The 24,418-nt window shown below is 40.7% G+C and carries 25 protein-coding genes and 1 pseudogene; 17 read left to right on the top strand and 9 right to left on the bottom strand.

Annotation, left to right across the window (positions count from 1 at the left end; genetic code table 11):
* Positions 1 to 22 precede the first annotated feature (22 nt).
* The 3 genes from accD (at position 23) to UKS_RS07820 (ending at position 3,167) form a co-directional block, all read left to right on the top strand.
* On the top strand, positions 23 to 886 hold the full coding sequence (accD, locus tag UKS_RS07830) for an acetyl-CoA carboxylase, carboxyltransferase subunit beta (RefSeq protein ID WP_117305441.1): 864 nt from the start codon (positions 23 to 25) through the stop codon (positions 884 to 886).
* Positions 886 to 1,653 carry an acetyl-CoA carboxylase carboxyl transferase subunit alpha gene (locus tag UKS_RS07825; protein WP_156012537.1) on the top strand — a complete coding sequence of 256 codons (768 nt, stop codon included), beginning with the start codon at positions 886 to 888 and terminating at the stop codon, positions 1,651 to 1,653. Before accD ends, UKS_RS07825 begins: the two co-directional genes overlap by 1 nt.
* A gap of 257 nt (positions 1,654 to 1,910) precedes the next feature.
* Positions 1,911 to 3,167, top strand: coding sequence for an ISL3 family transposase (locus UKS_RS07820; protein ID WP_156012535.1), 1,257 nt, complete (start codon positions 1,911 to 1,913; stop codon positions 3,165 to 3,167).
* 134 nt (positions 3,168 to 3,301) lie between these two features.
* Here UKS_RS07820 and nusB read toward each other — a convergent pair whose 3' ends face one another.
* The 6 genes from nusB to gatC form a co-directional block, all read right to left on the bottom strand.
* The gene (gene nusB, locus UKS_RS07815; protein WP_156012532.1) at positions 3,302 to 3,727 is read right to left on the bottom strand and encodes a transcription antitermination factor NusB; all 426 of its coding nucleotides are present in this window, start codon (positions 3,725 to 3,727) and stop codon (positions 3,302 to 3,304) included.
* On the bottom strand, positions 3,720 to 4,109 hold the full coding sequence (locus tag UKS_RS07810; protein ID WP_049497064.1) for an Asp23/Gls24 family envelope stress response protein: 390 nt from the start codon (positions 4,107 to 4,109) through the stop codon (positions 3,720 to 3,722). Before UKS_RS07810 ends, nusB begins: the two co-directional genes overlap by 8 nt.
* 21 nt (positions 4,110 to 4,130) lie before the next feature.
* Positions 4,131 to 4,691: an elongation factor P gene (efp, locus tag UKS_RS07805; protein WP_000568643.1), complete on the bottom strand. Its 561-nt coding sequence runs from the start codon at positions 4,689 to 4,691 to the stop codon at positions 4,131 to 4,133.
* A 130-nt stretch (positions 4,692 to 4,821) separates the two neighbouring features.
* The gene (gene gatB / locus UKS_RS07800) at positions 4,822 to 6,264 is read right to left on the bottom strand and encodes an Asp-tRNA(Asn)/Glu-tRNA(Gln) amidotransferase subunit GatB (RefSeq protein WP_156012530.1); all 1,443 of its coding nucleotides are present in this window, start codon (positions 6,262 to 6,264) and stop codon (positions 4,822 to 4,824) included.
* The gene (gatA, locus tag UKS_RS07795) at positions 6,264 to 7,730 is read right to left on the bottom strand and encodes an Asp-tRNA(Asn)/Glu-tRNA(Gln) amidotransferase subunit GatA (RefSeq protein ID WP_156012528.1); all 1,467 of its coding nucleotides are present in this window, start codon (positions 7,728 to 7,730) and stop codon (positions 6,264 to 6,266) included. The genes gatB and gatA overlap by 1 nt, the downstream gene beginning before the upstream one ends.
* Positions 7,730 to 8,032: an Asp-tRNA(Asn)/Glu-tRNA(Gln) amidotransferase subunit GatC gene (gene gatC / locus UKS_RS07790; protein ID WP_000705419.1), complete on the bottom strand. Its 303-nt coding sequence runs from the start codon at positions 8,030 to 8,032 to the stop codon at positions 7,730 to 7,732. Before gatC ends, gatA begins: the two co-directional genes overlap by 1 nt.
* A gap of 165 nt (positions 8,033 to 8,197) precedes the next feature.
* Here gatC and UKS_RS07785 point away from each other — a divergent pair, with 165 nt between their 5' ends.
* Together UKS_RS07785 and UKS_RS07780 are read left to right on the top strand one after the other, a co-directional pair.
* Positions 8,198 to 8,890, top strand: coding sequence for a YwaF family protein (locus tag UKS_RS07785; RefSeq protein ID WP_156012526.1), 693 nt, complete (start codon positions 8,198 to 8,200; stop codon positions 8,888 to 8,890).
* A gap of 141 nt (positions 8,891 to 9,031) precedes the next feature.
* Entirely contained in the window at positions 9,032 to 10,576 is a 1,545-nt protein-coding gene (locus UKS_RS07780; protein WP_156012524.1) for a peptide chain release factor 3, read from the top strand.
* A gap of 665 nt (positions 10,577 to 11,241) precedes the next feature.
* On the opposite strand, the pseudogene UKS_RS07775 reads toward UKS_RS07780, so the two are convergent.
* The 3 genes and pseudogenes from UKS_RS07775 to sstT form a co-directional block, all read right to left on the bottom strand.
* A pseudogene (locus UKS_RS07775) lies at positions 11,242 to 12,073 on the bottom strand (IS630 family transposase).
* Between the two features lie 137 nt (positions 12,074 to 12,210).
* Positions 12,211 to 13,164: an aromatic acid exporter family protein gene (locus UKS_RS07770; RefSeq protein ID WP_156012522.1), complete on the bottom strand. Its 954-nt coding sequence runs from the start codon at positions 13,162 to 13,164 to the stop codon at positions 12,211 to 12,213.
* A 67-nt stretch (positions 13,165 to 13,231) separates the two neighbouring features.
* Positions 13,232 to 14,437, bottom strand: a complete 1,206-nt coding sequence (gene sstT, locus UKS_RS07765) for a serine/threonine transporter SstT (RefSeq protein ID WP_156012520.1) — start codon at positions 14,435 to 14,437, stop codon at positions 13,232 to 13,234.
* Positions 14,438 to 14,588: 151 nt separating this feature from the next.
* Here sstT and UKS_RS07760 point away from each other — a divergent pair, with 151 nt between their 5' ends.
* The 12 genes from UKS_RS07760 to UKS_RS07705 all read left to right on the top strand — a co-directional run bounded on the left by UKS_RS07760 (position 14,589) and on the right by UKS_RS07705 (position 24,253).
* Positions 14,589 to 15,149, top strand: a complete 561-nt coding sequence (locus UKS_RS07760) for a mechanosensitive ion channel family protein (RefSeq protein ID WP_156012518.1) — start codon at positions 14,589 to 14,591, stop codon at positions 15,147 to 15,149.
* 57 nt (positions 15,150 to 15,206) lie between these two features.
* Positions 15,207 to 16,112 (top strand): magnesium transporter CorA family protein, encoded by a 906-nt coding sequence (locus UKS_RS07755; RefSeq protein ID WP_156012516.1) that lies wholly within the window; start codon positions 15,207 to 15,209, stop codon positions 16,110 to 16,112.
* Positions 16,113 to 16,128: 16 nt separating this feature from the next.
* Entirely contained in the window at positions 16,129 to 16,656 is a 528-nt protein-coding gene (locus UKS_RS07750) for a YqeG family HAD IIIA-type phosphatase (RefSeq protein WP_156012515.1), read from the top strand.
* A gap of 2 nt (positions 16,657 to 16,658) precedes the next feature.
* Positions 16,659 to 17,765: a ribosome biogenesis GTPase YqeH gene (gene yqeH / locus UKS_RS07745; RefSeq protein WP_156012513.1), complete on the top strand. Its 1,107-nt coding sequence runs from the start codon at positions 16,659 to 16,661 to the stop codon at positions 17,763 to 17,765.
* Positions 17,766 to 17,976: 211 nt separating this feature from the next.
* Positions 17,977 to 18,288, top strand: a complete 312-nt coding sequence (gene yhbY, locus UKS_RS07740; protein ID WP_156012510.1) for a ribosome assembly RNA-binding protein YhbY — start codon at positions 17,977 to 17,979, stop codon at positions 18,286 to 18,288.
* Positions 18,289 to 18,339: 51 nt separating this feature from the next.
* A complete protein-coding gene (locus UKS_RS07735; protein ID WP_156012509.1) occupies positions 18,340 to 18,969 on the top strand; it encodes a nicotinate-nucleotide adenylyltransferase in 630 nt (209 codons plus the stop codon).
* Positions 18,969 to 19,562 (top strand): bis(5'-nucleosyl)-tetraphosphatase (symmetrical) YqeK, encoded by a 594-nt coding sequence (gene yqeK / locus UKS_RS07730; RefSeq protein ID WP_156012507.1) that lies wholly within the window; start codon positions 18,969 to 18,971, stop codon positions 19,560 to 19,562. The genes UKS_RS07735 and yqeK overlap by 1 nt, the downstream gene beginning before the upstream one ends.
* Positions 19,563 to 20,063, top strand: a complete 501-nt coding sequence (locus UKS_RS07725; RefSeq protein ID WP_156012505.1) for a cysteine hydrolase family protein — start codon at positions 19,563 to 19,565, stop codon at positions 20,061 to 20,063.
* 12 nt (positions 20,064 to 20,075) lie between these two features.
* Positions 20,076 to 20,429, top strand: a complete 354-nt coding sequence (gene rsfS, locus UKS_RS07720; protein ID WP_156012503.1) for a ribosome silencing factor — start codon at positions 20,076 to 20,078, stop codon at positions 20,427 to 20,429.
* A 110-nt stretch (positions 20,430 to 20,539) separates the two neighbouring features.
* Positions 20,540 to 21,280 carry a class I SAM-dependent DNA methyltransferase gene (locus UKS_RS07715; RefSeq protein WP_156013079.1) on the top strand — a complete coding sequence of 247 codons (741 nt, stop codon included), beginning with the start codon at positions 20,540 to 20,542 and terminating at the stop codon, positions 21,278 to 21,280.
* Between the two features lie 40 nt (positions 21,281 to 21,320).
* Positions 21,321 to 23,132 (top strand): NACHT domain-containing protein, encoded by a 1,812-nt coding sequence (locus tag UKS_RS07710; RefSeq protein WP_156012501.1) that lies wholly within the window; start codon positions 21,321 to 21,323, stop codon positions 23,130 to 23,132.
* Between the two features lie 23 nt (positions 23,133 to 23,155).
* A complete protein-coding gene (locus UKS_RS07705; RefSeq protein WP_156012499.1) occupies positions 23,156 to 24,253 on the top strand; it encodes a nucleotidyltransferase in 1,098 nt (365 codons plus the stop codon).
* The last annotated feature ends 165 nt before the right edge of the window (positions 24,254 to 24,418 follow it).

Raw genomic sequence — 24,418 nt, 5'->3', positions numbered from 1 at the left:
ATAAGACTGAAAAGGGGGATGTATGGCTCTATTTAGTAAAAAAGATAAATATATTCGAATCAATCCCAATCGTTCGACTGTAAATCAACCTCAGAACAAGCCAGAGGTTCCGGATGAATTATTCTCTCAGTGTCCAGGTTGCAAATATACGATTTATCAAAAGGACTTGGGGAGTGAGCGTATATGCCCTCACTGTGGCTATACTTTCCGTATTTCAGCTCAAGAGCGTTTAGCTTTAACCATTGATATGGGTACGTTTTTGGAAATGTTTAAAGGAATTGAGACTCAGGATCCTTTGAATTTTCCAGGCTATCGTAAAAAATTGACTTTGATGCGTGAAAAGACAGGTCTTGATGAGGCTGTTGTAACAGGAACAGCTTTGATTAAGGGAGAGAAGGTTGCCCTTGGCATCATGGATTCTAACTTTATTATGGCGTCAATGGGGACAGTAGTTGGTGAGAAGATCACTCGCTTGTTCGAATATGCGACCGCTGAAAAATTACCTGTCGTATTGTTTACAGCTTCTGGTGGAGCACGCATGCAGGAAGGAATCATGAGCTTGATGCAGATGGCCAAAATCTCTGCAGCAGTCAAACGTCATTCCAATGCAGGTCTCTTTTATCTGACAATCCTTACAGACCCGACGACTGGAGGAGTAACAGCTTCCTTCGCTATGGAAGGGGATATCATCTTGGCAGAACCCCAAAGTTTGGTAGGTTTTGCTGGACGCCGTGTGATTGAAAATACAGTAAGAGAAGACCTACCAGAAGACTTCCAGAAAGCAGAGTTTTTACTGGAACATGGTTTTGTAGATGCAATTATTAAACGGCGAGAATTGCCAGATACGATTGCTCGATTAGTAAGACTACACAGGAGGGAGAGTTGATGAATATTGCGAAAATCGTTAGAGAAGCTCGTGAACAAACTCGCCTAACAGCCTTGGACTTCGCAACAGGAATTTTTGATGATTTTATTGAGCTGCATGGAGACCGCTCCTTCCGTGATGATGGTGCTATTATTGGTGGTATCGGTTGGTTGGGAGACCAAGCAGTGACTGTTGTTGGAATCCAAAAAGGTAAAAGTTTACAAGATAATCTTAACCGTAACTTTGGTCAACCTCATCCTGAAGGTTACCGAAAAGCCCTTCGTTTGATGAAGCAAGCAGAAAAGTTTGGTCGTCCAGTTGTAACCTTTATTAATACTGCGGGTGCCTATCCTGGTGTAGGCGCAGAAGAACGTGGTCAAGGTGAAGCCATTGCTCGTAACCTCATGGAGATGAGCGACCTCAAAGTGCCCATTATCGCCATTATTATCGGAGAAGGTGGTTCAGGTGGGGCTCTGGCTCTAGCAGTGGCTGACCGTGTTTGGATGCTAGAAAACTCTATCTATGCCATTCTCAGTCCGGAAGGCTTTGCTTCTATCTTATGGAAAGATGGCACGCGTGCCATGGAAGCAGCTGAGTTGATGAAAATCACTTCGCATGAGCTGCTAGAAATGGACGTGGTGGATAAGGTGATTTCTGAAGCAGGACTTTCTAGTAAAGAACTGATTAAGAGTGTCAAAAAAGAACTTCAAGCTGAGCTAGCTCTACTTTCACAAAAACCGTTAGAAGCGTTGTTGGAAGAACGTTATCAACGATTTAGAAAATACTAATACTTTCGAAAATCTCTTCAAACTACGTCAGTTCTATTCACAATCTCAAAACCGTATTTTGAGTAGCCTACGGCTCGATTTCTAGTTTGCACTTTGATTTTTATTGAGTATCATTCTTCAGAATACACAAAAACGGCTCTATAATATTTGTAGTGGGTAAATCCCCTATAGATATTATGGAGCTATTTTGTTGTAGAAAAAAAGTCCCATATGACCTATAATGAAAAGCGACAAAACAACTCATTAGAAAGATTCATATGGAACAATTACATTTTATCACAAAACTGCTCGATATTAAAGACCCAAACATCAAGATTCTAGATATCACCAATAGGGATACACACAAGGAAATCATCGCTAAATTGGATTATAAGGCTCCATCTTGTCCTAATTGTGGAAGTCAAATGAAGAAATATGACTTTCAAAAACCGTCTAAGATTCCTTACCTCGAAACGACCGGTATGCCTACTAGAATTCTCTTGAAAAAGCGTCGATTCAAGTGCTATCAGTGCTCAAAAATGATGGTGGCTGAGACTCCTCTAGTAAAGAAAAATCATCAAATCCCTCGTATCATCAACCAAAAGATTGCGCAAAAATTGATTGAAAAAACTTCTATGACCGATATTGCTCATCAGCTGTCCATTTCAACTTCAACTGTTATTCGCAAGCTCAATGACTTCCGTTTTAAGCATGATCTTTCTCGTCTTCCTGAAATTATGTCCTGGGACGAGTATGCCTTCACTAAGGGAAAGATGAGTTTCATTGCGCAAGATTTTGATAAGCTCAATATCATCACTGTTCTTGAAGGTAGAACACAAGCTATCATTCGAAATCACTTTCTTAAATATGATCGAACCGTCCGATGTCGAGTGAAGATCATTACGATGGATATGTTTAGTCCCTACTATGACTTGGCTAAACAGCTTTTTCCGTGTGCTAAAATTGTACTTGATCGCTTTCACATTGTGCAACATCTTAGTCGTGCTATGAGTCGTGTGCGTGTCCAAATCATGAATCAGTTTGAGCGAAAATCTCATGAATACAAGGCTATCAAGCGCTACTGGAAACTCATCCAACAGGATAGTCGTAAATTGAGTGATAAACGCTTTTATCGCCCTACTTTTCGTATGCACTTGACCAATAAAGAGATTCTAGACAAGCTTTTGAGCTATTCAGAAGACTTAAAACACCACTATCAGCTCTATCAGCTCTTGCTTTTTCACTTTCAGAACAAAGATCCTGAGAAATTTTTCGGACTCATTGAGGACAATCAAAAGCAGGTTCATCCTATTTTTCAGACTGTCTTTAAAACCTTTCTAAAGAACAAAGAGAAAATCATCAACGCTCTTCAATTACCTTATTCCAACGCAAAATTGGAAGCGACCAATAATCTCATCAAACTTATCAAACGTAACGCCTTTGGATTTCGGAACTTTGAAAACTTCAAAAAAAGAATTTTTATCGCTCTGAACATCAAAAAAGAAAGGACGAATTTTGTCCTTTCTCGAGCTTAGCTGACTTCAACCCACTACAGTTGACAAAGAGCCACAAAAACTAGAACTGAGTACCAGTTCTAGTTTTTGTGTGGTTCTTACTCTGCGCAGAGGGGAGGTTCAAAAGGTGCTTGGAAGATCAAACACCTTTTCAATTATTCATTTTCTTCAGTTACAAATTGACTAAGCAGTCCGTTGATAAAGCGGGCTGATTTTTGATCTGAAAAACTCTTAGCAAGTTCAATAGCTTCATTGACTGCTACCAACTGAGGTGTATCAAATGATGTAATTTCAAAGATCCCCAAGCGTAGTAAGTTTTTTTCGACTAAAGTCAAGCGTTCAACTGTCCATCCTGACTTTAGGTGCTGGTTGATTTGTTTATCCAACTCGTCTTTTTGAGCTTGAACGCCAGAAACCAAGTTCATAAGAAAGGCAGGGATTTGTACATCTGCATCTTCACGGTCGTGTGTGTAGGCAAAGCGACAAGCCGTTTCCATATCTGTGCCGAATTCAAGGCTCATAAGAGCTTGAAAAGCGCATTTTCGAAGTTCGCGTCTAGATTCTAATAGTGGACTAGTCATTGAGAAAGTCCTCGTCAAATAGATCCTTCAACTCAGGTTTTGGAGTTTTATCTGGAACGATTCCTGTAACATGGATGTTAACAGCAGCAAGTTCTACATCAGCCATATCACGGACAGCATCTTTGACTGCTTTTTGAATAGCCAGAGCCACTTTTGGTACTTTTACACCGTACTCAAGATAGAGATAGATGTCAGCAGTTAGCTCTTCGTTGCTTTCTTTTAAGTAGACGCCACGACCAAGAGAGAGTTTTGATAGGGTATCAGATACGGATTTATTTGAAAATGAGTGGATACCTTCAACTTTAGCAGTTGCGATGGCAATGATTTTTTCAAGTACACGTGGAGCGATAACGATTTCGCCAAATTGTTCTTCAATTCCCATAGAATGACCTCTTTCTAGAGATTAGGCACGAGAAACATAAGTTCCTTCTGCAGTGTTGATGATCAATTTTTGTCCAGCTTCGATGAAGTCTGGAACGTTGACAACTAGTCCAGTTTCCATAGTTGCTGGTTTACCAGAACCTGTAACCGTAGCACCTTTGATAGATGGTTGTGTTTCAGCCACTGTCAATTCTACAGTAGTAGGTACTGTTACACCGATTACTTCAGTTCCGTAGAATTGGATTTTCACATCAGAGTTTTCAAGGATGTAAAGCAATTCATTTTCAACGTTTACAACTGGAATTTCGTATTGGTCGTAAGTTTCTGTGTTCATGAAGTAGGCAGTTTCATCCATTTTATACAAGTATTGAGCAGGAACAGTTTCGATAATGGCTTGTTCGAATTTTTCTTCTGGACGGTAGCTTGTATCAAAAGTAGAACCAGTGCGGACATCACGCAGTTTCATACGCATGATCGTGTTCCCTTTACCTGGTTTGTGGTGGCTAGCTTCCAAAACACGGATCAATTTTCCGTCTGCAGTTTCAAATGTCATACCAGCTTTCAATTTGCTTGCTTCAATCATGTTTTTACCTCTTTAATAAATATTATTACTCTTCATTTTACCATAAAATCTTCTGGAAATAAAGCCAAAATAGTTATTGGGAGATGGTAGGGGAGAAAAAACCAACCTCAGGGCTGGTTTCTTTTACATATTAATCTTCTTTCAACTTGGCCAATTCTTGGGCAAGGAGTTTAAGGGCGACTTGTGGGTTGGCTTGGCCTTTGGTTGCTTTCATGAGGAATCCTGTGAAGGCTTTGTCAGCGTTACGTTTTCCTGACTTGAAGTCGGCAACTGCGGCTTCGTTATCGGCAAAGACTTGGTGGATAATTGGAATCAAAACAGCTGGATCTGAGATTTGAACCATACCTGCTTTTTCAACGTATTCACGCGCTCCACCACCGTTTTTAGCCAGGTGGACAAAGACTTTCTTAGCAATCTTAGAAGAGATAGTGCCGTCTTCGATGATGGCAATCATTTCAACCAAGTTTTCTGGTGTCAATTCGATTTGTTCTAGTGTCTTGCCTTCGGCGTTCAAGAACTGAGCGACTTCCCCTTGGAGCCAGTTAGAGACTTGTTTGGCATCGCCACCGAGGGCAACAGCATTCTCAAAGAAGTCAGAAGTAACTTTGTTTGCAGTCAACTGGCTAGCATCGTAGTCTGACAAGCCAAGGTCAGAGACGTAGCGTGCACGGCGTTCCTTTGGAAACTCTGGCAATTCAGTACGCATTTCCTCAATCCACTCATCTGAAATTTCAAAGAGTGGTAGGTCTGGTTCTGGGAAGTAGCGGTAGTCTGCAGCACCTTCTTTGACACGCATGAGGATGGTTGCTTTGTTAGCTTCATCGTAACGTCGTGTTTCTTGGCGGATTTGACCACCTGAGCGAAGGATTTCAGCTTGACGTTGGACTTCGTATTCAAGACCCTTGCGAACGTTTGAGAAGGAATTGAGGTTCTTCAATTCAGTCTTGGTACCGAATTTTTCTTGACCATACGGACGAAGAGAGATATTGGCATCCACACGCATAGAACCTTCTTCCATCTTAACGTCAGAAATGCCAGCGTACTGGATAACTTCCTTGAGGGCAGTTAGATAAGCATAGGCTTCTTCTGGCGAGCGCATGTCGGCTTCAGATACAATCTCAATCAATGGCACCCCTTGGCGGTTGAGGTCAATGTAAGAGTAGCCGTCTGTACCGTGGGTGTTTTTACCAGCGTCTTCTTCTAGGTGGGCGCGTTCAATCCCAATTTTCTTAGTTGTACCGTCTTCTAGCTCCACTTCAATCCAGCCGTTGTAACCGATTGGCTCATCAAACTGAGAAATTTGGTAGGCTTTAGGATTATCTGGATAGAAGTAGTTCTTGCGGTCAAAGTGCATCTTCTTATGGATGTCCATGTTAAGAGCGAGTGCAGCCTTGATACCAGCATCGACAACGCCTTTATTGAGAACTGGTAGTACTCCAGGGAAAGACCAGTCAATCACGTTTGTATTGGCATTTTGGTCATTTCCAAAGTGGGCAGAAGTAGGTGAGAAGATTTTTGAATTGGTGTTGAGCTCTACGTGGACTTCAAGTCCAATGACTGTTTCAAAGTTCATTAGTTATCACCTCCAAAAATCACGGGTTGTTGTTTGTGGTAGTCTGTTGTTGCTTCAAACGCAGCAGCAGCTTGGTAGATAGTTTCTTCTGAATACTTAGGACCAATCAATTGGAGTCCTACTGGTAGACCTTGAACAAATCCAGCAGGAATAGAAATCCCTGGTAGACCAGCCAAGTTGACAGGAATTGTTAAAAGGTCAGCCAAGTACATAGCAACTGGATCATGGTTGAGTGAATCCAAGTCGTAGGCAACGCTAGGAGCAGTTGGTCCCAAAATCAAGTCGTAATCCGCAAAGACGTTTTCGAAATCTTGGATGATAAGGGTGCGAACTTGTCCAGCCTTCTTATAGTAGGCATCGTAGTAACCTGATGAAAGGCTGAAAGTACCTAGCATGATACGGCGTTTCACCTCTTCACCGAAACCTTGGCTGCGGCTGTTTACATAGATTTCATCAAGATTAGTCACATCCTCTGCGCGGTAGCCGTAACGAATACCATCAAAACGTTGCAAGTTTGATGAAGCTTCTGAAGAAGCGATGATGTAGTAAACGGCAACTCCGTATTTTGAGTGGGGAAGGCTAACTTCTTCGACGATGGCACCAAGTTTTTCAAAGTGTTTAGCGGCATTCAGAATGGTTTCTTTGACTTCTGGGTCAATTCCTTCACCAAGGTATTCCTTAGGAAGGGCAATCTTCATGCCTTTGATGTCTTGGCCGATTTTTGAAGTAAAGTCGGCAATGCGGACTGGAGCAGAAGTTGAGTCTTTGGCATCTTCGCTAGCAATAGCATTGAGCAAGAGAGCATTTTCTTTAACCGTAGGGGCGAAAGGTCCGATTTGGTCTAGCGAGCTACCAAAAGCAATGAGACCGAAACGTGAAACTGTTCCGTAGGTTGGTTTGAGACCAACAATCCCGTTAAAGGCAGCAGGTTGGCGGATAGAACCACCAGTATCAGAACCAAGTGATAAACGGACTTGTCCAGAAGCTACAGCTGCAGCTGAACCACTTGATGATCCACCAGGAACCTTGCTGTGGTCCCAAGCATTTTTGGTTGCGCCGTAGTAAGAAGTCTCACCTGATCCACCCATGGCAAATTCGTCCATGTTGGTTTTCCCAACAATGATCATGCCCTTAGATTTTGCATTGGCAACAGCAGTGGCATCAAAGATAGGCTCGTAGTTGTAGAGCATTTTTGAGGCAGCAGTTGTGAGAATACCGTCAGTAGAGATATTATCCTTGACAGCTAGTGGAATTCCTGAAAGGACATTATCAGCGTCAATTCCAGCTTCATCAATAGCCTTAGCTTGCGCAAGGGCTTGATCCTCAGCGATGGTAACGAAAGCGTTGATAGCTGTCTCGCGCGATTGGATATCTTCAAGCGTTGCTTGGGTCAATTCAGTTGCAGAAATTTCCTTAGAAACAAGGAGATTGTGCAAGTCTTCAATGGTTTTATTGTTAAAAGTCATTAGGCATCTCCTCCATCGTCTAGGATAGCTGGCACCTTGATATAGTAGTTGTCTTTTTCAGGTACGTTTTTAAACAAGCGATCACGGTCTGTTCCTTCTTCAGCCACATCAGGGCGGAGTACGGTCTTACGGTCAGCCATAGTTGTAGTAGGTGCGACACCAGTTGTGTCAACTTCGCCCAGCAACTCAACCATGTCAACAATCTTAGACAAGGTGGTCGCAAAGGCAGCAGTTTCTTCTTCAGAGAATCTTAATTTTGAAAGATTGGCAACGTGTGTTACCTCTTCTTGCGTAATTTTCATCTTGCATCCTTTCGTGAAATGATGATTTTTAGTCTGTTCTATTTTACCATATTTTCCTATAAATAAGGGAGGGAAACTAAAAAGAAATAGAAATTGAAAAATCGTTTTTAATTCGCTATAATGGTTAAACTAGAAAAAAGAAAAAATAAGAGTTAGGATAGAAACATGTTCCATCAATTTATCACCAGAACTCAGACGGTCCCTCCTCCCATTTCGCTTTTTTGGTATGGGGTTATGATGCTTGTCTTAGCGCTTTGTATTTATGGGGCACTTGCTTATCACAAAAATCCAAAATTTGTTCTCTTGTTTAAGGGGATTCAGATCCTCCAGTTACTAGCCTTATATAGTTGGTATGTTGGTTTCGGTATTCCCTTTTCTAATAGCCTCCCTTTTTATCATTGTCGTTTAGCTATGTTTGCGGTGGTTTTCTTGCCAGATAAATGGCGGAGCAAGCAATATTTTGCCCTCTTAGGAGCAAGTGGAGCGGTCTTTGCCTTGGTTTACCCTGTTTTTGATCCCTATGATTTCCCCCATATTACTAGTTTTTCATTTTTGATTGGGCACTATGCCCTTCTAGTGAATTCCTTGGTTTACTTGATGAATCACTATGACAAGACCTTGCTCAAGAAATATATGATTGTAGCCTATACTTTTATCCTCAACCTCTTTCTAGTTGGGGTTAATCAGGTGACTGGTGGAGATTATGGTCTCTTAAGAGATACACCGTTTATCTCGAATGCTCCTCTATGGCTAAAGTACCTCCTTGTGTCGATCATCCTCTCACTGGCTCTTGTTCTCTTTGATATCTTGTTCAAGAAACGGTGGAAAAAGGGAAATCAGGTAAAATCTATACTCTAGCTGCCTTTTCATCAAATGAGCAATTGAAAAACTCCCCAAAATCCGATATAATGAAATGTTGAAAGGAATGGTAAAATCCAATGTAAAAATCATTCTTAGCTATTGAAACAAGAAAAATAGAGAATCAAAGAAAGAGAACTTATGAATATTCAAGAAGAAATTAAGAAACGTCGTACCTTTGCCATTATCTCCCACCCGGACGCGGGGAAAACTACCATTACTGAGCAGTTGCTCTACTTTGGGGGCGAGATTCGTGAAGCTGGTACCGTAAAAGGGAAGAAAACAGGAACTTTTGCCAAGTCCGACTGGATGGATATCGAGAAGCAACGTGGAATTTCGGTCACTTCATCTGTGATGCAATTTGACTACGATGGTAAGCGCGTGAACATCCTAGATACCCCAGGACACGAGGATTTCTCAGAAGATACCTATCGTACCTTGATGGCGGTAGATGCTGCGGTCATGGTTGTGGACTCTGCCAAGGGTATCGAGGCCCAAACCAAAAAATTGTTTGAGGTTGTCAAACACCGTGGCATTCCCGTCTTTACCTTTATGAACAAACTGGACCGTGACGGACGTGAACCACTAGATCTCTTGCAAGAATTGGAAGAAGTCTTGGGTATTGCAAGTTATCCAATGAACTGGCCAATCGGGATGGGGAAAGCCTTCGAAGGCTTGTATGACCTCTATAACCAACGCTTGGAACTCTACAAGGGTGATGAGCGTTTTGCTAGCCTAGAAGATGGGGACAAGCTCTTTGGAAACAATCCTTTCTACGCTCAGGTTAAGGACGACATCGAGCTTTTGCAAGAAGCTGGGAATGAGTTTTCAGAGGAAGCTATTCTGGCTGGAGAATTGACGCCTGTCTTCTTCGGTTCAGCTTTGACAAACTTTGGTGTGCAGACCTTCCTTGAGACTTTTCTCAAGTTTGCTCCAGAACCACATGGGCACAAGAAAACAGATGGTGAAATCGTAGATCCTTACGACAAGGATTTCTCAGGATTTGTCTTTAAAATCCAAGCCAATATGGACCCTCGACACCGTGACCGTATTGCCTTTGTCCGTATCGTATCAGGTGAATTTGAACGTGGCATGAGTGTCAACTTGCCTCGTACTGGTAAGGGTGCTAAGCTGTCGAATGTTACCCAGTTTATGGCGGAAAGTCGTGAGAATGTGACCAATGCTGTAGCAGGTGATATTATCGGGGTTTACGATACAGGTACCTATCAGGTTGGGGATACCTTAACAGTTGGAAAAAACAAGTTTGAATTTGAACCCCTTCCAACCTTTACACCTGAGATTTTCATGAAAGTCTCAGCTAAGAATGTCATGAAGCAAAAATCCTTCCACAAGGGTATTGAGCAATTGGTGCAAGAAGGTGCCATTCAGCTTTATAAGAATTACCAAACAGGCGAGTACATGCTGGGAGCTGTTGGTCAACTTCAGTTTGAAGTCTTTAAGCACCGTATGGAAGGCGAGTACAATGCGGAAGTGGTCATGAGCCCAATGGGTAAAAAGACTGTTCGTTGGATCAAGCCTGAGGACCTAGATGAACGGACGTCATCAAGCCGCAATATCTTGGCTAAAGACCGTTTTGACCAACCAGTCTTCCTCTTTGAAAATGACTTTGCTCTCCGCTGGTTTGCGGATAAGTATCCAGATGTAGAGTTGGAAGAGAAGATGTGATGAAGATACAAAGCCCGTTAAAAAAGCGAGAAGAAAATAGGAAAATAGCTGAAGAACCGTAGTTTCTAGAAGATTTTATCTTTTTCTCGACGCTTTTAGGGCGTGTTCAATTTTTCTAACTACCTCACTAACTTAGTTTTACAAATGAAATCGATTTGTAAAACTAAGTGTCGTAGTTCAGGAAATTTATTTGTTTGTGTAACAATCTAAGTAACTAACGCCAAGTTTCTATGGAACTCGGCTAGGCTCTCCATTAGTAAAGTTTTACGAATAGTATCGATTCGTAAACTTTCCGTCGTAACTAGTAGTGAGTGGTCTAGCTAACTACCTTACTAACTACGTTTTGTAAGTGCAATCGCTTTGCCAAACTCAGTGTCGTAGTGTGAAAAATCGGTTTACCTAAACGCTTTACTAGTAAAAATCCACGAATGATATCGATTCGTGGATTTTTCTGTCGTAATGGGAAGGAAGAGGTAGCTGATTTACTAACTGCATTTTGTAAGTGCAATCGCTTTGCCAAACTCTGTGTTGTAAGAGTTAGAAATTACTCGAGCTACCTGTTTCACTAACTCAGCAGTTTCAATAATCGTTTTTGATTTTTTCATGTTGTAATGTAAAAATTAGTAATTGCTATAGATGCTTGCCAAAACACTTTGCTAGTATAGTCAATTGAAACAAGAGTAGGACAAAAGAGCCTCGTAAAAGGTATTGCAACTTAGTAATACCTTTTTGATATGAGCCCATGCTTTCTCAATAGGATTGTACTCAGGTGAGTAGGGAGGAAGAGGCAAAAGTTTAAGCTAAAACTCTTCACACAAGAGTTTTAGCTTACCCGTTCTAGGGAATCTTGCATTATCTATAATAATAACTGATGGTGTGTTTAACGTTGGTAAGAGAAACTTCTGAAACCATACTTCAAAAAGTCGCTAGTCCTCGTCTCTTCGTAAGTCATTGGAACGATTAACTCACTATTTGTTAGCCCTGCAACCAAAGAAACTCTCTGATATCTTCTTTCAGATACTTTACCACTTATTAACTGGCCTTTTAATGAGCGACCATATTCGCGATAAAATAGGTATCGAGTCCTGTTTCATCAATATAAACAGGTGCTAAATGCTTTAAACTATTAAAATTCTTAAGAAATAGAGCTACTTTTTCTGGGTTTTGTTCATAGTAGGTGTGATTCTTTTTTCGAGTGTAGCCTATAGCTTTGAGAGCATAGTGGATAGTAGTTGGATGACAACCAAATTCAGAAGCTATTTCAGTCAAATAAGCGTTTGGATTGTCAGTAAGATAGTTTTTAAGTCTATCTCTATCAACCTTTCTTGGTTTTGTTCCTTTTACTTGATGGTTTAGCTCTCCGATTTTCTCTTTTAGCCTTAACCAGCCATAGACAGTATTACGTGAGATTTGGAAAACGTGAGCTGCTTCTGTTATACTACCTGTTCGCTCACAATAGTCGAGAACTTTTTTACGAAAATCTATTGAATATGCCATGAGAAGATTATACTATATTGTGTACTATTTTTGGTTCAGTTTACTATAAAAGGCCATAAAAAGGCCATAAATTCAGTTTGCGGCCTTTTTGGCCCATTGTCACTCTATTACAAATATTATAGGGCTAGTTTTCTTTTTTACTGTCCATATTTTTGGTAAAAGTCAACTTTTACTTGGATGAAGGTTTTTGCTTCACGTAGGAGTTGAAGAAGGGTGGCACGGGTTTCAAATTCTTCTCTGGTCTTAGGCAGACTGCGGTTCCGGAAGACTTCCAGATAACGTTCAATTTCATCGAGCAAATCTGAAGCAGGATTGGTCTGGCTCAGTTGACCGGCAATTTTTGAAAAGAGTTGGGCCAAAATTAGGCTTTCACTGGCAGCTAGGTGACAGGTGTTGATTTGCTGGGCCATGTTTCGCAGGATGCGACTTTGTCGCTGTCTCATCTCAAAATAATGGATATGGTAGTCGGTCTGGTGAAAGAGGTGGTCTGAGTGATCCAAATAGACCAGTCTGAGGGCTTCTTCCAAAAGGGTGTCTAATTCTTCTACTAGCTGTGCTCGGTTGCGTCCGTCACCTCTTGATAAATAGTATTTGAAGCGCTGGAGAATATCTTTTAACTTTTCTTCTACCAATGTGTGGTAGTGATGAATTTCCTCTTCTCGTGAAGGCATGTAGAGATTGACAAGCAAGGCAAATCCTGTACCAATAGCAAAGAGAAGGAATTCATTGACTAGAAGGTCTGGAGAGGTTGACTCTTGCACCAAGAGATGGCTAACCAAAACGCTACTTGGTGTGATGCCAATTTCCCATCCCATCTTATAGGCTAGAGGCACATAAAGGGCTAGGTAGAGGCCAAGGCTCCAGATATGAAATCCGCTCAAGTGAAAAACCAGAACACCGATAGCTAGAGCTAGGAGCATGGAAAAGAGTCGATTGCGGGCCATTTTTAAGGTACTTCTACGAGTATCGGATAGGCTCAAGAGGGCGATGATTCCAGCCGAGATAGCTGAGGAGAGATTGAAAAAATAAGCAAGAAGATAGGCAAGACAGGTAGCTAAGATGAGTTTTGTCGTACGTTGGCTAATAGACATAAGAATTTCCTAGTAAGTTCGAATAAAAGCGGAAAAGACAAGACCTGAGTAGGCTTGTCTTTATGAGTTAATTTTTACCGGCTGCCGCGTATTCGGCAACGGCAGTAAAGAGGACATCTGTAGAAGAGTTGAGGGCTGTTTCACATGAGTCCTGGATGACCCCAATCACAAATCCAACCCCAACAACTTGCATGGCAATATCGTTAGAAATACCGAAAAGGCTACAAGCAACCGGGATAAGAAGGAGGGATCCTCCGGCAATACCAGAAGCACCACAGGCTGAGATAGCTGCTATCAAACTGAGGATAAAGGCTGTCGCAAAGTCAACAGGGATTCCAAGAGTATTTACTGCAGCAAGGGTCAAAACGTTAATGGTAATTGCTGCTCCAGCCATGTTGATAGTAGAACCAAGTGGGATAGAAACAGAATAGGTGTCTGGATTTAGGCCGAGGTCGTGACAAAGTTTCATGTTGACAGGGATGTTAGCTGCAGAACTACGAGTGAAGAAGGCTGTCACACCGCTGACACGCAAACATTTCCAAACGAGGGGATAAGGATTTCTCTTTATAAAGAGGAAGGCAATTAGTGGATTGACTACCAGCGCTACAAAGAGCATGGTTGTCACCAAGAGTGCAAGTAAAATTCCATAGTTCGCTAGACTTCCGATTCCCTTATCAGAGATAGTTTTAAAGACAAGGCCAAGGATTCCAAATGGAGCTAGGTTAATGATCCATTCGACAATCTTAGAAGTCACATCAGCCATGGTTTTCAGCAATTCTTTACTATTTTTGCTGGCCTCTCTCATAGCAATCCCTAAAACAACTGCCCAAGATAGGATACCGATGTAGTTAGCAGTAACGAGGGCATTGACTGGATTGTCAACCAGTTTGAGCAAGAGGTTGCTGAGGACCTGGCCAATTCCATCTGGTGGTGCGATTTCTGTATTGGCACTATTTAAGGTAATCTCAACAGGGACGATGAAACTTGCTAAGACAGCAACAAGAGCGGCAGCAAAAGTTCCTAGCAAGTAAAGGAAGATAACCGTTTTCATGTTGCTATCTTGCCCTTTTTGATGTTGGGAAAGGGCGTTAGCAACGAGGGCAAAGACGAGAATAGGTGCGATGGCTTTTAGACCGCCAACAAAGAGATCTCCGAGTAAACCAATTCCTGAAATATTAGGAAGTGTCAGTCCTAGGCTTCCTCCAATAAGCATACCAATCAAAATCCGTTTGATCAGGCTTGCCTTATTCCAAGCATGGATGCATTTTTTCATAACAATCTCCTTTGTTGTGTAATGTTTATGATTATAGTATAAAGATGAACTAAAATCAAGAATTTTCTGTCTATTTTTACTGTTATTTTTGAATATTTATGGAGATTCATCACTTGTAAAAGTATGGTATAATAGATAAAAGGAGTTTTCTATGAAAGAATTTATTCAAACCTACCTCAATAAGCTTGATGTTACAACGATTATTGAAAATATCTTAACCAAGCTAATTTCTCTGTTATTCCTAGTTTTACTTTTTTATATAGCTAAGAAATTGCTCCATACCATGGTGCAGAGAATTGTCAAACCTTCTCTAAAAATGTCTCGTCATGATGTTGGACGTCAGAAAACCATTTCACGTTTATTAGAGAATGTGTTTAATTATACTCTCTATTTCTTTTTACTCTATTGCATTTTGTCGATTTTAGGTTTGCCAGTCTCTAGTTTACTTGCTGGGGCCGGGATTGCTGGGGTAGCTATTGGAATGGGAGCTCAAGGTTTTCTGTCTGATGTCATCAATGGCTTTTTCATCCTTTTCGAACGTCAACTGGATGTGGGAGATGAGGTTGTTCTGACAAATGGTCCTATTACTGTATCGGGCAAGGTTGTCAGCGTCGGTATTCGAACTACTCAACTCAGAGGAGAAGACCAGGTTCTGCACTTCGTTCCCAATCGGAATATCACCGTCGTCAGCAATTTCTCACGTACAGACTAGACCTGTTATTTTAAGTAATTTGTGGTACAATAGAAAGAGTTTTGTAAAGGAGAAAAGATGGTTTTAGAAAAGCAGTTGGGCAATGGTTGTACCTGGATAGACCTTGATGTGGATAAGATTAAAAATATGGAAGATCTTTCTGACATCTATGGATTGGACAAGGAAACCATTGAGTATGCTCTGGATAGAAATGAACGAGCTCATATGGATTATAACCGTGAAACGGAGACGGTAACCTTTATTTATAATGTTCTTGATTTAGAAAAAGACAAAGAATATTATGAAGCCATTCCCATGACCTTTATCGTGGAAAAACAACGAATGATTACCATCAGCAATCACAAGAATGCTTATGTCATTGATCAGATGTCAGCTTATCTGGATAGCCATGAGTCGCTTTCTATTTACAAGTTTCTCTTTGCTGGTTTAGAGATTATCAGTAACGCTTATTATCCTGTCATTGAAGAGATGGATAAAAGTAAGGACGAAATTAGTGCCTTGCTACGTCAAACTACAACAAAGAAAAATCTCTTCGCCCTCTCTGACTTGGAGACTGGTATGGTTTACTTGACAGCAGCAGCAAAACAAAATCGACTCCTCTTGGAACATATCCAGGGCCATACTCTTTATCGGAGATTTAATGATGTCGAACGAGAGCAGTTTGATGATGCCATGATTGAAGCCCATCAGTTGGTATCTATGACAGACTTGATTTCTCAAGTCTTGCAACAACTCTCAGCTTCTTACAACAACATCCTAAACAATAACTTGAATGATAGTTTGTCAATTTTGACTATTATCTCCGTCTTACTAGCAGTACTTGCGGTTATTACAGGTTTCTTCGGAATGAATGTTCCTCTACCATTTACAGAAGAGCCAAATGCTTGGATTTATATCTTAATGACTAGCTTGATTTTATGGGTGGCCTTATCTCAATGGCTGAAGAAAATTACTAGAAAATAAAAGAAAAGGAGCCAAAATGGTGATTGAAAACTACATGCCAGACTTTGCTGTGGAAGCAGTCTATGATCTGACAGTCCCAAGCCTGCAGGCGCAGGGAATCAAGGCTGTTTTGGTCGATTTGGACAATACCCTCATTGCTTGGAATAATCCAGATGGAACAGCAGAGATGAAGCAATGGCTACATGATCTCCGTGATGCGGGCATTCGCATCATCGTGGTCTCAAATAATACTAAAAAACGGGTCCAACGCGCAGTTGAGAAATTTGGAATTGATTACGTTTATTGGGCCTTGAAACCCTTCACATTTGGGATTGACCGTGCCATGAAGGAATTTCACTATGAGAAAAATGAAGTGGTCATGGTTGGTGACCAGCTCATGACGGATATTCGGGCAGCCCATCGTGCAGGAATTCGCTCAATTTTGGTCAAACCCTTGGTCCAACATGACTCTATCAAAACGCAGATCAATCGAGCGCGTGAGCGTCGTGTCATGAGAAAAATCACTGAAAAGTACGGCCCTATTACTTATAAAAAAGGAATCTAATTATGGAAGAAATTCTCTGTATTGGTTGTGGAGCAACTATTCAGACTACAGATAAGACTGGGCTTGGTTTCACCCCCCAGTCAGCACTCGAAAAAGGTTTGGAGACAGGTGAAGTCTATTGTCAACGCTGTTTCCGTCTGCGCCACTACAATGAAATCACAGATGTCCAGTTGACAGACGATGATTTCCTCAAGCTCTTGCACGAGGTGGGAGACAGTGATGCTTTAGTGGTTAATGTCATTGATATCTTTGATTTTAATGGGTCTGTCATCCCAGGCTTGCCACGTTTCGTCTCGGGCAATGATGTTCTCTTGGTGGGAAATAAAAAAGATATCTTGCCCAAGTCAGTTAAGCCAGGCAAGATTAGCCAGTGGCTGATGGAACGTGCCCACGAAGAAGGTCTTCGTCCTGTGGATGTCGTCCTGACTTCGGCTCAAAACAAGCATGCCATTAAGGAAGTCATTGACAAAATCGAGCAGTATCGTAAGGGCCGTGATGTCTACGTGGTCGGTGTGACCAACGTTGGAAAATCAACCCTTATCAATGCCATTATCCAAGAAATCACAGGTGATCAGAACGTCATCACGACTTCGCGTTTCCCAGGGACAACCTTAGATAAGATTGAGATTCCGCTTGACGACGGTTCTTATATCTATGATACACCGGGGATTATCCATCGTCATCAGATGGCTCACTACTTGACGGCTAAAAACCTCAAGTATGTCAGCCCCAAAAAGGAAATCAAGCCTAAAACCTATCAGCTCAATCCTGAACAAACGCTGTTTTTAGGCGGTTTGGGACGATTTGATTTCATTGCGGGTGAAAAGCAAGGATTCACAGCTTTCTTTGACAATGAACTCAAACTTCATCGTACCAAGCTTGAAGGAGCGAGTGCCTTTTACGACAAGCACCTGGGAACCCTTCTAACACCACCAAATAGCAAAGAAAAAGAAGATTTTCCAAAACTAGTCCAACATGTCTTTACTATCAAGGACAAGACAGACCTAGTCATCTCAGGCCTAGGGTGGATCCGTGTAACAGGCACAGCCAAAGTCGCCGTCTGGGCCCCAGAAGGCGTCGCCGTCGTCACACGAAAAGCAATTATTTAAAATAAAATCACTGAGCGAACAAAGTGAGCTCATAAAAAGATAGTTATTGCTGTGGTGTGATTGCCAATCGTTAGATTGGCAAGGGGCGCAATTGAGACCAAGGCTCAATTGTGAGGTCAGGAAATCCATTTTTCAAAGATGAGATCTTTGGAAAATTAGTTCCGACCGTCCCTCACCACCTAAAATAACTATCAAAAAAGGAAGAAAAAATATGTCATTAACATCGAAACAACGTGCCTTCCTCAACAGCCAGGCACACACCCTCAAGCCCATCATTCAAATCGGGAAAAATGGACTCAACAACCAAATCAAAACCAGCGTTCGTCAGGCACTTGACGCCCGTGAATTGATCAAGGTTACTCTTTTGCAAAACACCGATGAAAACATCCACGAAGTGGCTGAAATCTTGGAAGAAGAAATCGGTGTGGATACCGTCCAAAAAATCGGTCGTATCTTAATTTTGTATAAACAATCAAGTAAGAAAGAAAATCGCAAGATTTCTAAAAAAGTTAAAGAAATCTAAAAACCCTACTCCAAACAACTGTTTTTACAGAGAAATAAAGGAGACTAGCCTATGGCAATCGAATTATTGACTCCCTTTACCAAGGTAGAGTTGGAGCCAGAAATCAAGGAGAAAAAACGCAAGCAAGTTGGAATCTTGGGTGGAAATTTTAACCCTGTTCACAATGCCCACCTGATCGTAGCAGACCAAGTACGCCAGCAGTTGGGACTGGACCAGGTTCTGCTCATGCCTGAGTACCAACCTCCTCACGTAGATAAAAAAGAAACCATTCCTGAAAACTATCGTCTCAAGATGCTTGAATTGGCGATTGATGGAATTGATGGTCTAGCTATTGAAACCATTGAGCTAGAGCGCAAGGGTGTTTCCTACACCTACGACACCATGAAGATTTTAACAGAGAAGAATCCAGATACCGATTATTATTTCATTATCGGAGCCGACATGGTGGACTATCTGCCTAAGTGGTATCGAATTGACGAGCTAGTCGACTTGGTTCAGTTTGTAGGAGTTCAACGCCCACGCTACAAGGCAGGGACTTCCTATCCCGTTATCTGGGTGGATGTGCCTCTCATGGATATCTCGTCCAGCATGGTGCGTGATTTCATTGTCCAAGGTCGGAAACCTAACTTTCTCCTACCTCAGCCTGTGCTAGACTACATCGAGAAGGAGGGGCTTTACTGATGGGCTATCAAGACTATATTAACTGCACCCGTGAGGCTTTGTTGGAAAAAATGGCAGAGCTTCTACCCGAGAAACGTTTAACCCATTGCTTAGGTGTAGAGCGTGCAGCCATAGAATTGGCTCAGCGCTTTGGTGTGGATGTTGAGAAAGCTGGTTTAGCAGGGCTACTTCATGATTATGCTAAAAAACTATCAGATCAAGAGTTTCTAGACTTGATTGATCGATATCAGATAGAACCTGACCTTAAAAACTGGGGCAATAATGTCTGGCATGGCATGGTCGGTATCTACAAGATTCAGGAAGATTTGGATTTACAAGATTCTGAAATCCTACGAGCTATTGAAATCCATACAGTCGGAGCAAGTCAGATGACAGACCTTGATAAGGTTATCTACGTCGCAGACTATATCGAGCACAATCGTGCCTTTCCAGGTGTTGATGTGGCTCGTGAAATTGCTGAGCAATCGCTCAATAAGGCTGTGGCCTACGAAACAGCTCGTACAGTGGAGCATTTAGCTCACCAGAGTTTTCCCATCTATCCCCAAACCCTTGAAACCTATAACGCCTTTGTGCACTATTTGAAAGAGGACTAAATGAAGACGGCTTTTATCATTATTGATGTACAAAATATTTTAGTGGAAACGGGGTTTCAGACAAAAGGTCTATTGGAAAAAATTTCTTATTTACAAAACCAAGCTAGAAGTAAGAATATCGAAATTATCTATGTTCAACATATTGAGAACCCTGAAGCCCAAACATCAGAAGATTGGCAGTTATCTGCGCTTTTAAATCGAAAACCTAATGAAAAGGTCTTCCAAAAGAAGTATAATAGTATTTTCAAAGAAACTGGTTTAAAAGAATACTTGGATAAACAGGGGATTGAAAAATTAGTTTTATGCGGTATGCAGACAGAATATTGTGTGGATACCTCTGTCAAGGTTGCCTTTGAATATGGCTATCAGCTTATTATTCCAGAAGGAACTTGCACAACGTTTGATGGGAAAGACATTCCAGCAGAAACGATAAATGAATTTTATGAGGGCATTTGGGAGGGGCGCTTTGCAGATGTCCTAGATTACAAACATATTTTCTAGAAAGAGGACTAAATGAAGGAAAAAGAATTACTAGAACTAGTCGTGAAAGCGGCTGATGAGAAACGTGCAGAGGATATCCTCGCACTTGATGTACAAGATTTGACTAGCGTGACGGATTACTTTGTTATTACTAGTTCAATGAATAGCCGTCAGTTGGACGCTATCGCTGAAAACATCCGTGAAAAAGTAGCTCAAGCAGGTTTTAAAGGTAGCCATATCGAAGGTGATGCAGCTGGAGGCTGGGTCCTACTAGACCTCGGTGGTGTCGTTGTGCATATCTTCTCAGAAGAAATGCGTGCCCACTATAACCTAGAAAAACTGTGGCATGAGGCGGATTCTGTAGATATTTCAGAAGCCTTAGCATAGGAGATAAACTCAGTTGTAGTCAACTGGGTTTCTTTGCTTATTTTAGAAGAAAATGGATAGAAAGGTGAGGGCTAGTGGTGTTACCATAGAGCTCTTTGTATCTTAAGATTATGGCAACTTATGAAAGCTTTGCGGCGGTCTATGATGCAGTCATGGACGATAGTTTATACGACAAATGGACGGATTTTTCTCTGCGTCACTTGCCTAAGACCAAGGAGAGAAAGAAACTCTTGGAATTGGCTTGTGGGACAGGGATTCAGTCTGTTCGCTTCTCTCAGGCTGGTTTTGATGTGACTGGACTGGACTTGAGTGGGGATATGTTGAAGATTGCTGAGAAGAGAGCTTCTTCAGCCAAGCAAAAGATTGATTTTATTGAAGGCAATATGCTGGATTTGTCTAAGGCGGGTAAATATGATTTTGTCACCTGTTATTCGGACTCGATCTGTTATATGCAAGATGAGGTGGAAGTGGGAGATGCCTTTAAGAAAGTGTATAATGCCCTCAACGAAGATGGTGTCTTTATTTTTGATGTGCATTCTACCTACCAGACAGACGAGGTTTTTCCAGGTTATTCTTACCATGAAAATGCGGAAGATTTCTCTATGCTCTGGGACACTTATGAGGATGAAGCACCTCACTCTATTGTGCATGAACTGACCTTCTTTATTAAGGAGGCGGATGGTTCCTTTAGTCGCCACGATGAAGTACATGAGGAGAGGACTTATGAGGTTTTGACCTATGATATTTTGCTGGAACAAGCCGGTTTCAAGTCCTTTAAACTCTATGCGGACTTTGAGGACAAGGAGCCGACAGAAACCAGCACCCGTTGGTTTTTTGTGTGTGAGAAGTAAATCAAATATTGTTAATCTTATGCTTAGGAGGTAAGGGAAAATGAATATACCGGTACCATTTGGTGATATTCTTGAAAAAGAAGTAATTACCAATATACCCAAAATTTATCAAAAGTTAAAGCAAATTTATAACGACTTACAGTTTAAAACAGAAGAAGAGTTAGGTGTTGTTTATCAAGAATATTTACAATTTACTTATAAAAAATATTCCACTGTAAAAACATTGTTATATAAAAATGAAGGAAAATTTTTATATGATTTCTATGAGCATGTTTATCTAGATGATAATAATTCAGATTTAATAGAAACCTCTAACACAGAATTGATTTTTGAAAAAACATCTAATGTTATTTTGACAGGAACGGGTGGGATTGGTAAATCAATGCTTGTAAAGCATATTTTTATCAATCAAGTACAACAAGCTACATCAATTCCAATTTTTATTGAATTAAAATCACTTAATGAATCTGATTTCTCAGAAAATGAATTAGTTGATTTTATTTACCAAGAGGTTCAAAATCATCATTTAAATTTAGAAAAGAAATATTTTAAAGCAACATTAGAGGCTGGAAGATATACAATAATTTTTGATGGTTTAGATGAGGTTAATCCTTCAAAACGTTCTTGGTTGGATAAAGAAATTAAAGAATTTGTAACGTTATACAATAGTAATAGATATGTTTTGTCGTCAAGACCGTCTGAGGAATTTATTGGTTGGAATCAGTTTGATGAGTATGAGATAAAAAAATTAAATAAAGAGCAAGCGTTAGCCTTAATTGATAAGTTGAATTATGATGAGAAAGTAAAAAGGCGTTTTTACAGAGAATTAAAAGCTCATTTATATGATACTCATGAATCTTTTGCTTCTATCCCACTCCTATTAACAATTATGTTAATGACTTACGAAGCTGGTGCTTCTATTCCAAATAATTTAACTGATTTTTATAATCAGGCCTTTTATACATTGTACCAAAGACATGATGCATCTAAATCAGGATACAAAAGAGAACTAAAAGCAAAATTAACTCCTGAGGAATTTCGAAATATATTAGCCTACATTGGTTTAAAAACATTCTTTGAAGGAAAAGTAGATTTCGATAGAACTACAATTGATGAAATAATTACTAAATATTGTTTTAAAAATAACCTTGAATTAAAGACGAATGATATAGTTTATGATGCGACTCATAGTGCTTGCATGATGCTTCAAGAAGGTGTTAGTTTAAAGTTCTCTCACCGTTCATTCCAGGAATACTTTGCTGCAGTAGGTGTTAATCAGCTAGATGATAGACTCCAAAAACAGATACTAATTAAGTGGTCTGAAGCAGATAGGAATAATATTGCAGCACATAAAACTTTTATGAATGCACTTTTTAAAATACAGAAAGAAAGGACTTACAAAAATTTATGTATTCCAATCATAGAAAGAATGGATGAAAAGTATAGCAGAATGGGGGATATCACAGAGAAAATTGTTACGTGTTTCAATTACTTTATCTGTAGAAAGGATAGTAGAGAAAATAAATTAGAACTGCACTTTTTACTAACAAAGGAAGTTCACTTTTATTTTAGCTTGCAATTTTTAATATTTACTAATCTAGGTATTGATATATTGTCAATAAGTGATTATGAAAATATAGAAAAATTAGAGGCTGATATAGTATCAAATTGGAAGAGAAACGAAAGAAAATATTATAACATGTTAAGCTGTGATGAAAAAACTTTAATAAATAAGTGGGTAAATGGCTGGTATTTTAGTAGACATAATTACTTAAAAGAATGGTCAATTAAATTCATTGAGGAAACAACCACTCAAAAACGGAGCTTACAGAATATAATTGACTCAATTTGATACTAAAGAAGTAGGAGATTATCATGACCATCACAGGTATTATTGCGGAGTTTAATCCTTTTCATAACGGACACAAATATCTGCTGGAGCAGGCTGAGGGACTGAAAATCGTTGCCATGTCTGGGAATTTCATGCAGCGAGGAGAGCCTGCTATCGTTGACAAGTGGACACGGGCCCAGATGGCGCTGGAAAATGGCGCAGACTTGGTAGTGGAATTGCCCTTTTTAGTCAGTGTTCAGGCGGCGGATTTCTTCGGCCAAGGAGCTGTGGATATCTTGGCTAGGTTGGGCATTGATAGCCTCGCTTTTGGGACGGAGGAAGTTCTAGATTACCAGAAAATCGCTGACTTATACACAGAGCAGGGGGCTGAGATGGAGAAATTTGTGGATAATCTACCAGATTCTCTCTCCTATCCACAGAAAACTCAAGCCATGTGGAAGGAATTTGCTGGTCTTGATTTTTCAGGCAATACTCCCAATCATGTTCTTGCTCTTGCCTATGCCAAGGCAGTTGCGGGACGCAACATCAAACTCCATCCGATTCAGCGTCAAGGGGCGGGTTACCATTCTGTAAACAAGGATGTAGACTTTGCCTCGGCGACAGCTCTCCGTCAGCACCAAAGTGACCAAAAATTCTTAGAACGCTTTATGCCTTCTGTTGAACTCTTTGATCAGGCGTGTAAGGTGAACTGGGAAAATTATTTTTCTTTGCTTCGCTATCAAATCTTATCAAATCCAGACCTGACCATCATTTATCAGCTCAATCAAGAAATGGCAGTGCGTATCAAGGAGGCTATCAAGACAGCCCAGTCTGTTGACGAATTGGTCGAGCTAGTTGCGACCAAGCGTTATACCAAAGCGCGTGTCAGACGCCTTTTGACTTATATCTTGGTACAAGCTGGAGAAAGTGCCTTACCAGAAGCCATCCATGTCCTTGGATTTACTGAAAAAGGCAGACAGCATCTCAAGTCTTTGAAAGGGCAGGTCAATCTAGTCAGCCGAATTGGCAAAGAACCCTGGGACACTATGACCCAAAAGGCAGACCAGATTTACCGACTGGGTAATCCAAGTATAGCAGAGCAGAATTTCGGCAGAGTACCCATTAGAATAGAATCAAAGTAAGTCTACTGAAAGGTAGGCTTTTTGAGATTTTTTACGAATAATACTCTTCGAAAATCAAATTCAAACCACGTCAACGTCGCCTTGCCGTACTCAAGTACAGCCTGCGGCTAGTTTCCTAGTTTGCTCTTTGATTTTCATTGAGTATAAATAGATAGAAAAGAAAAT

The organism is Streptococcus sp. 116-D4, assembly GCF_009731465.1.
In the GTDB taxonomy this organism is placed as follows: Bacteria; Bacillota; Bacilli; order Lactobacillales; family Streptococcaceae; genus Streptococcus; species Streptococcus pseudopneumoniae_E.
This window is presented reverse-complemented; position numbering and strand designations above follow the sequence as displayed.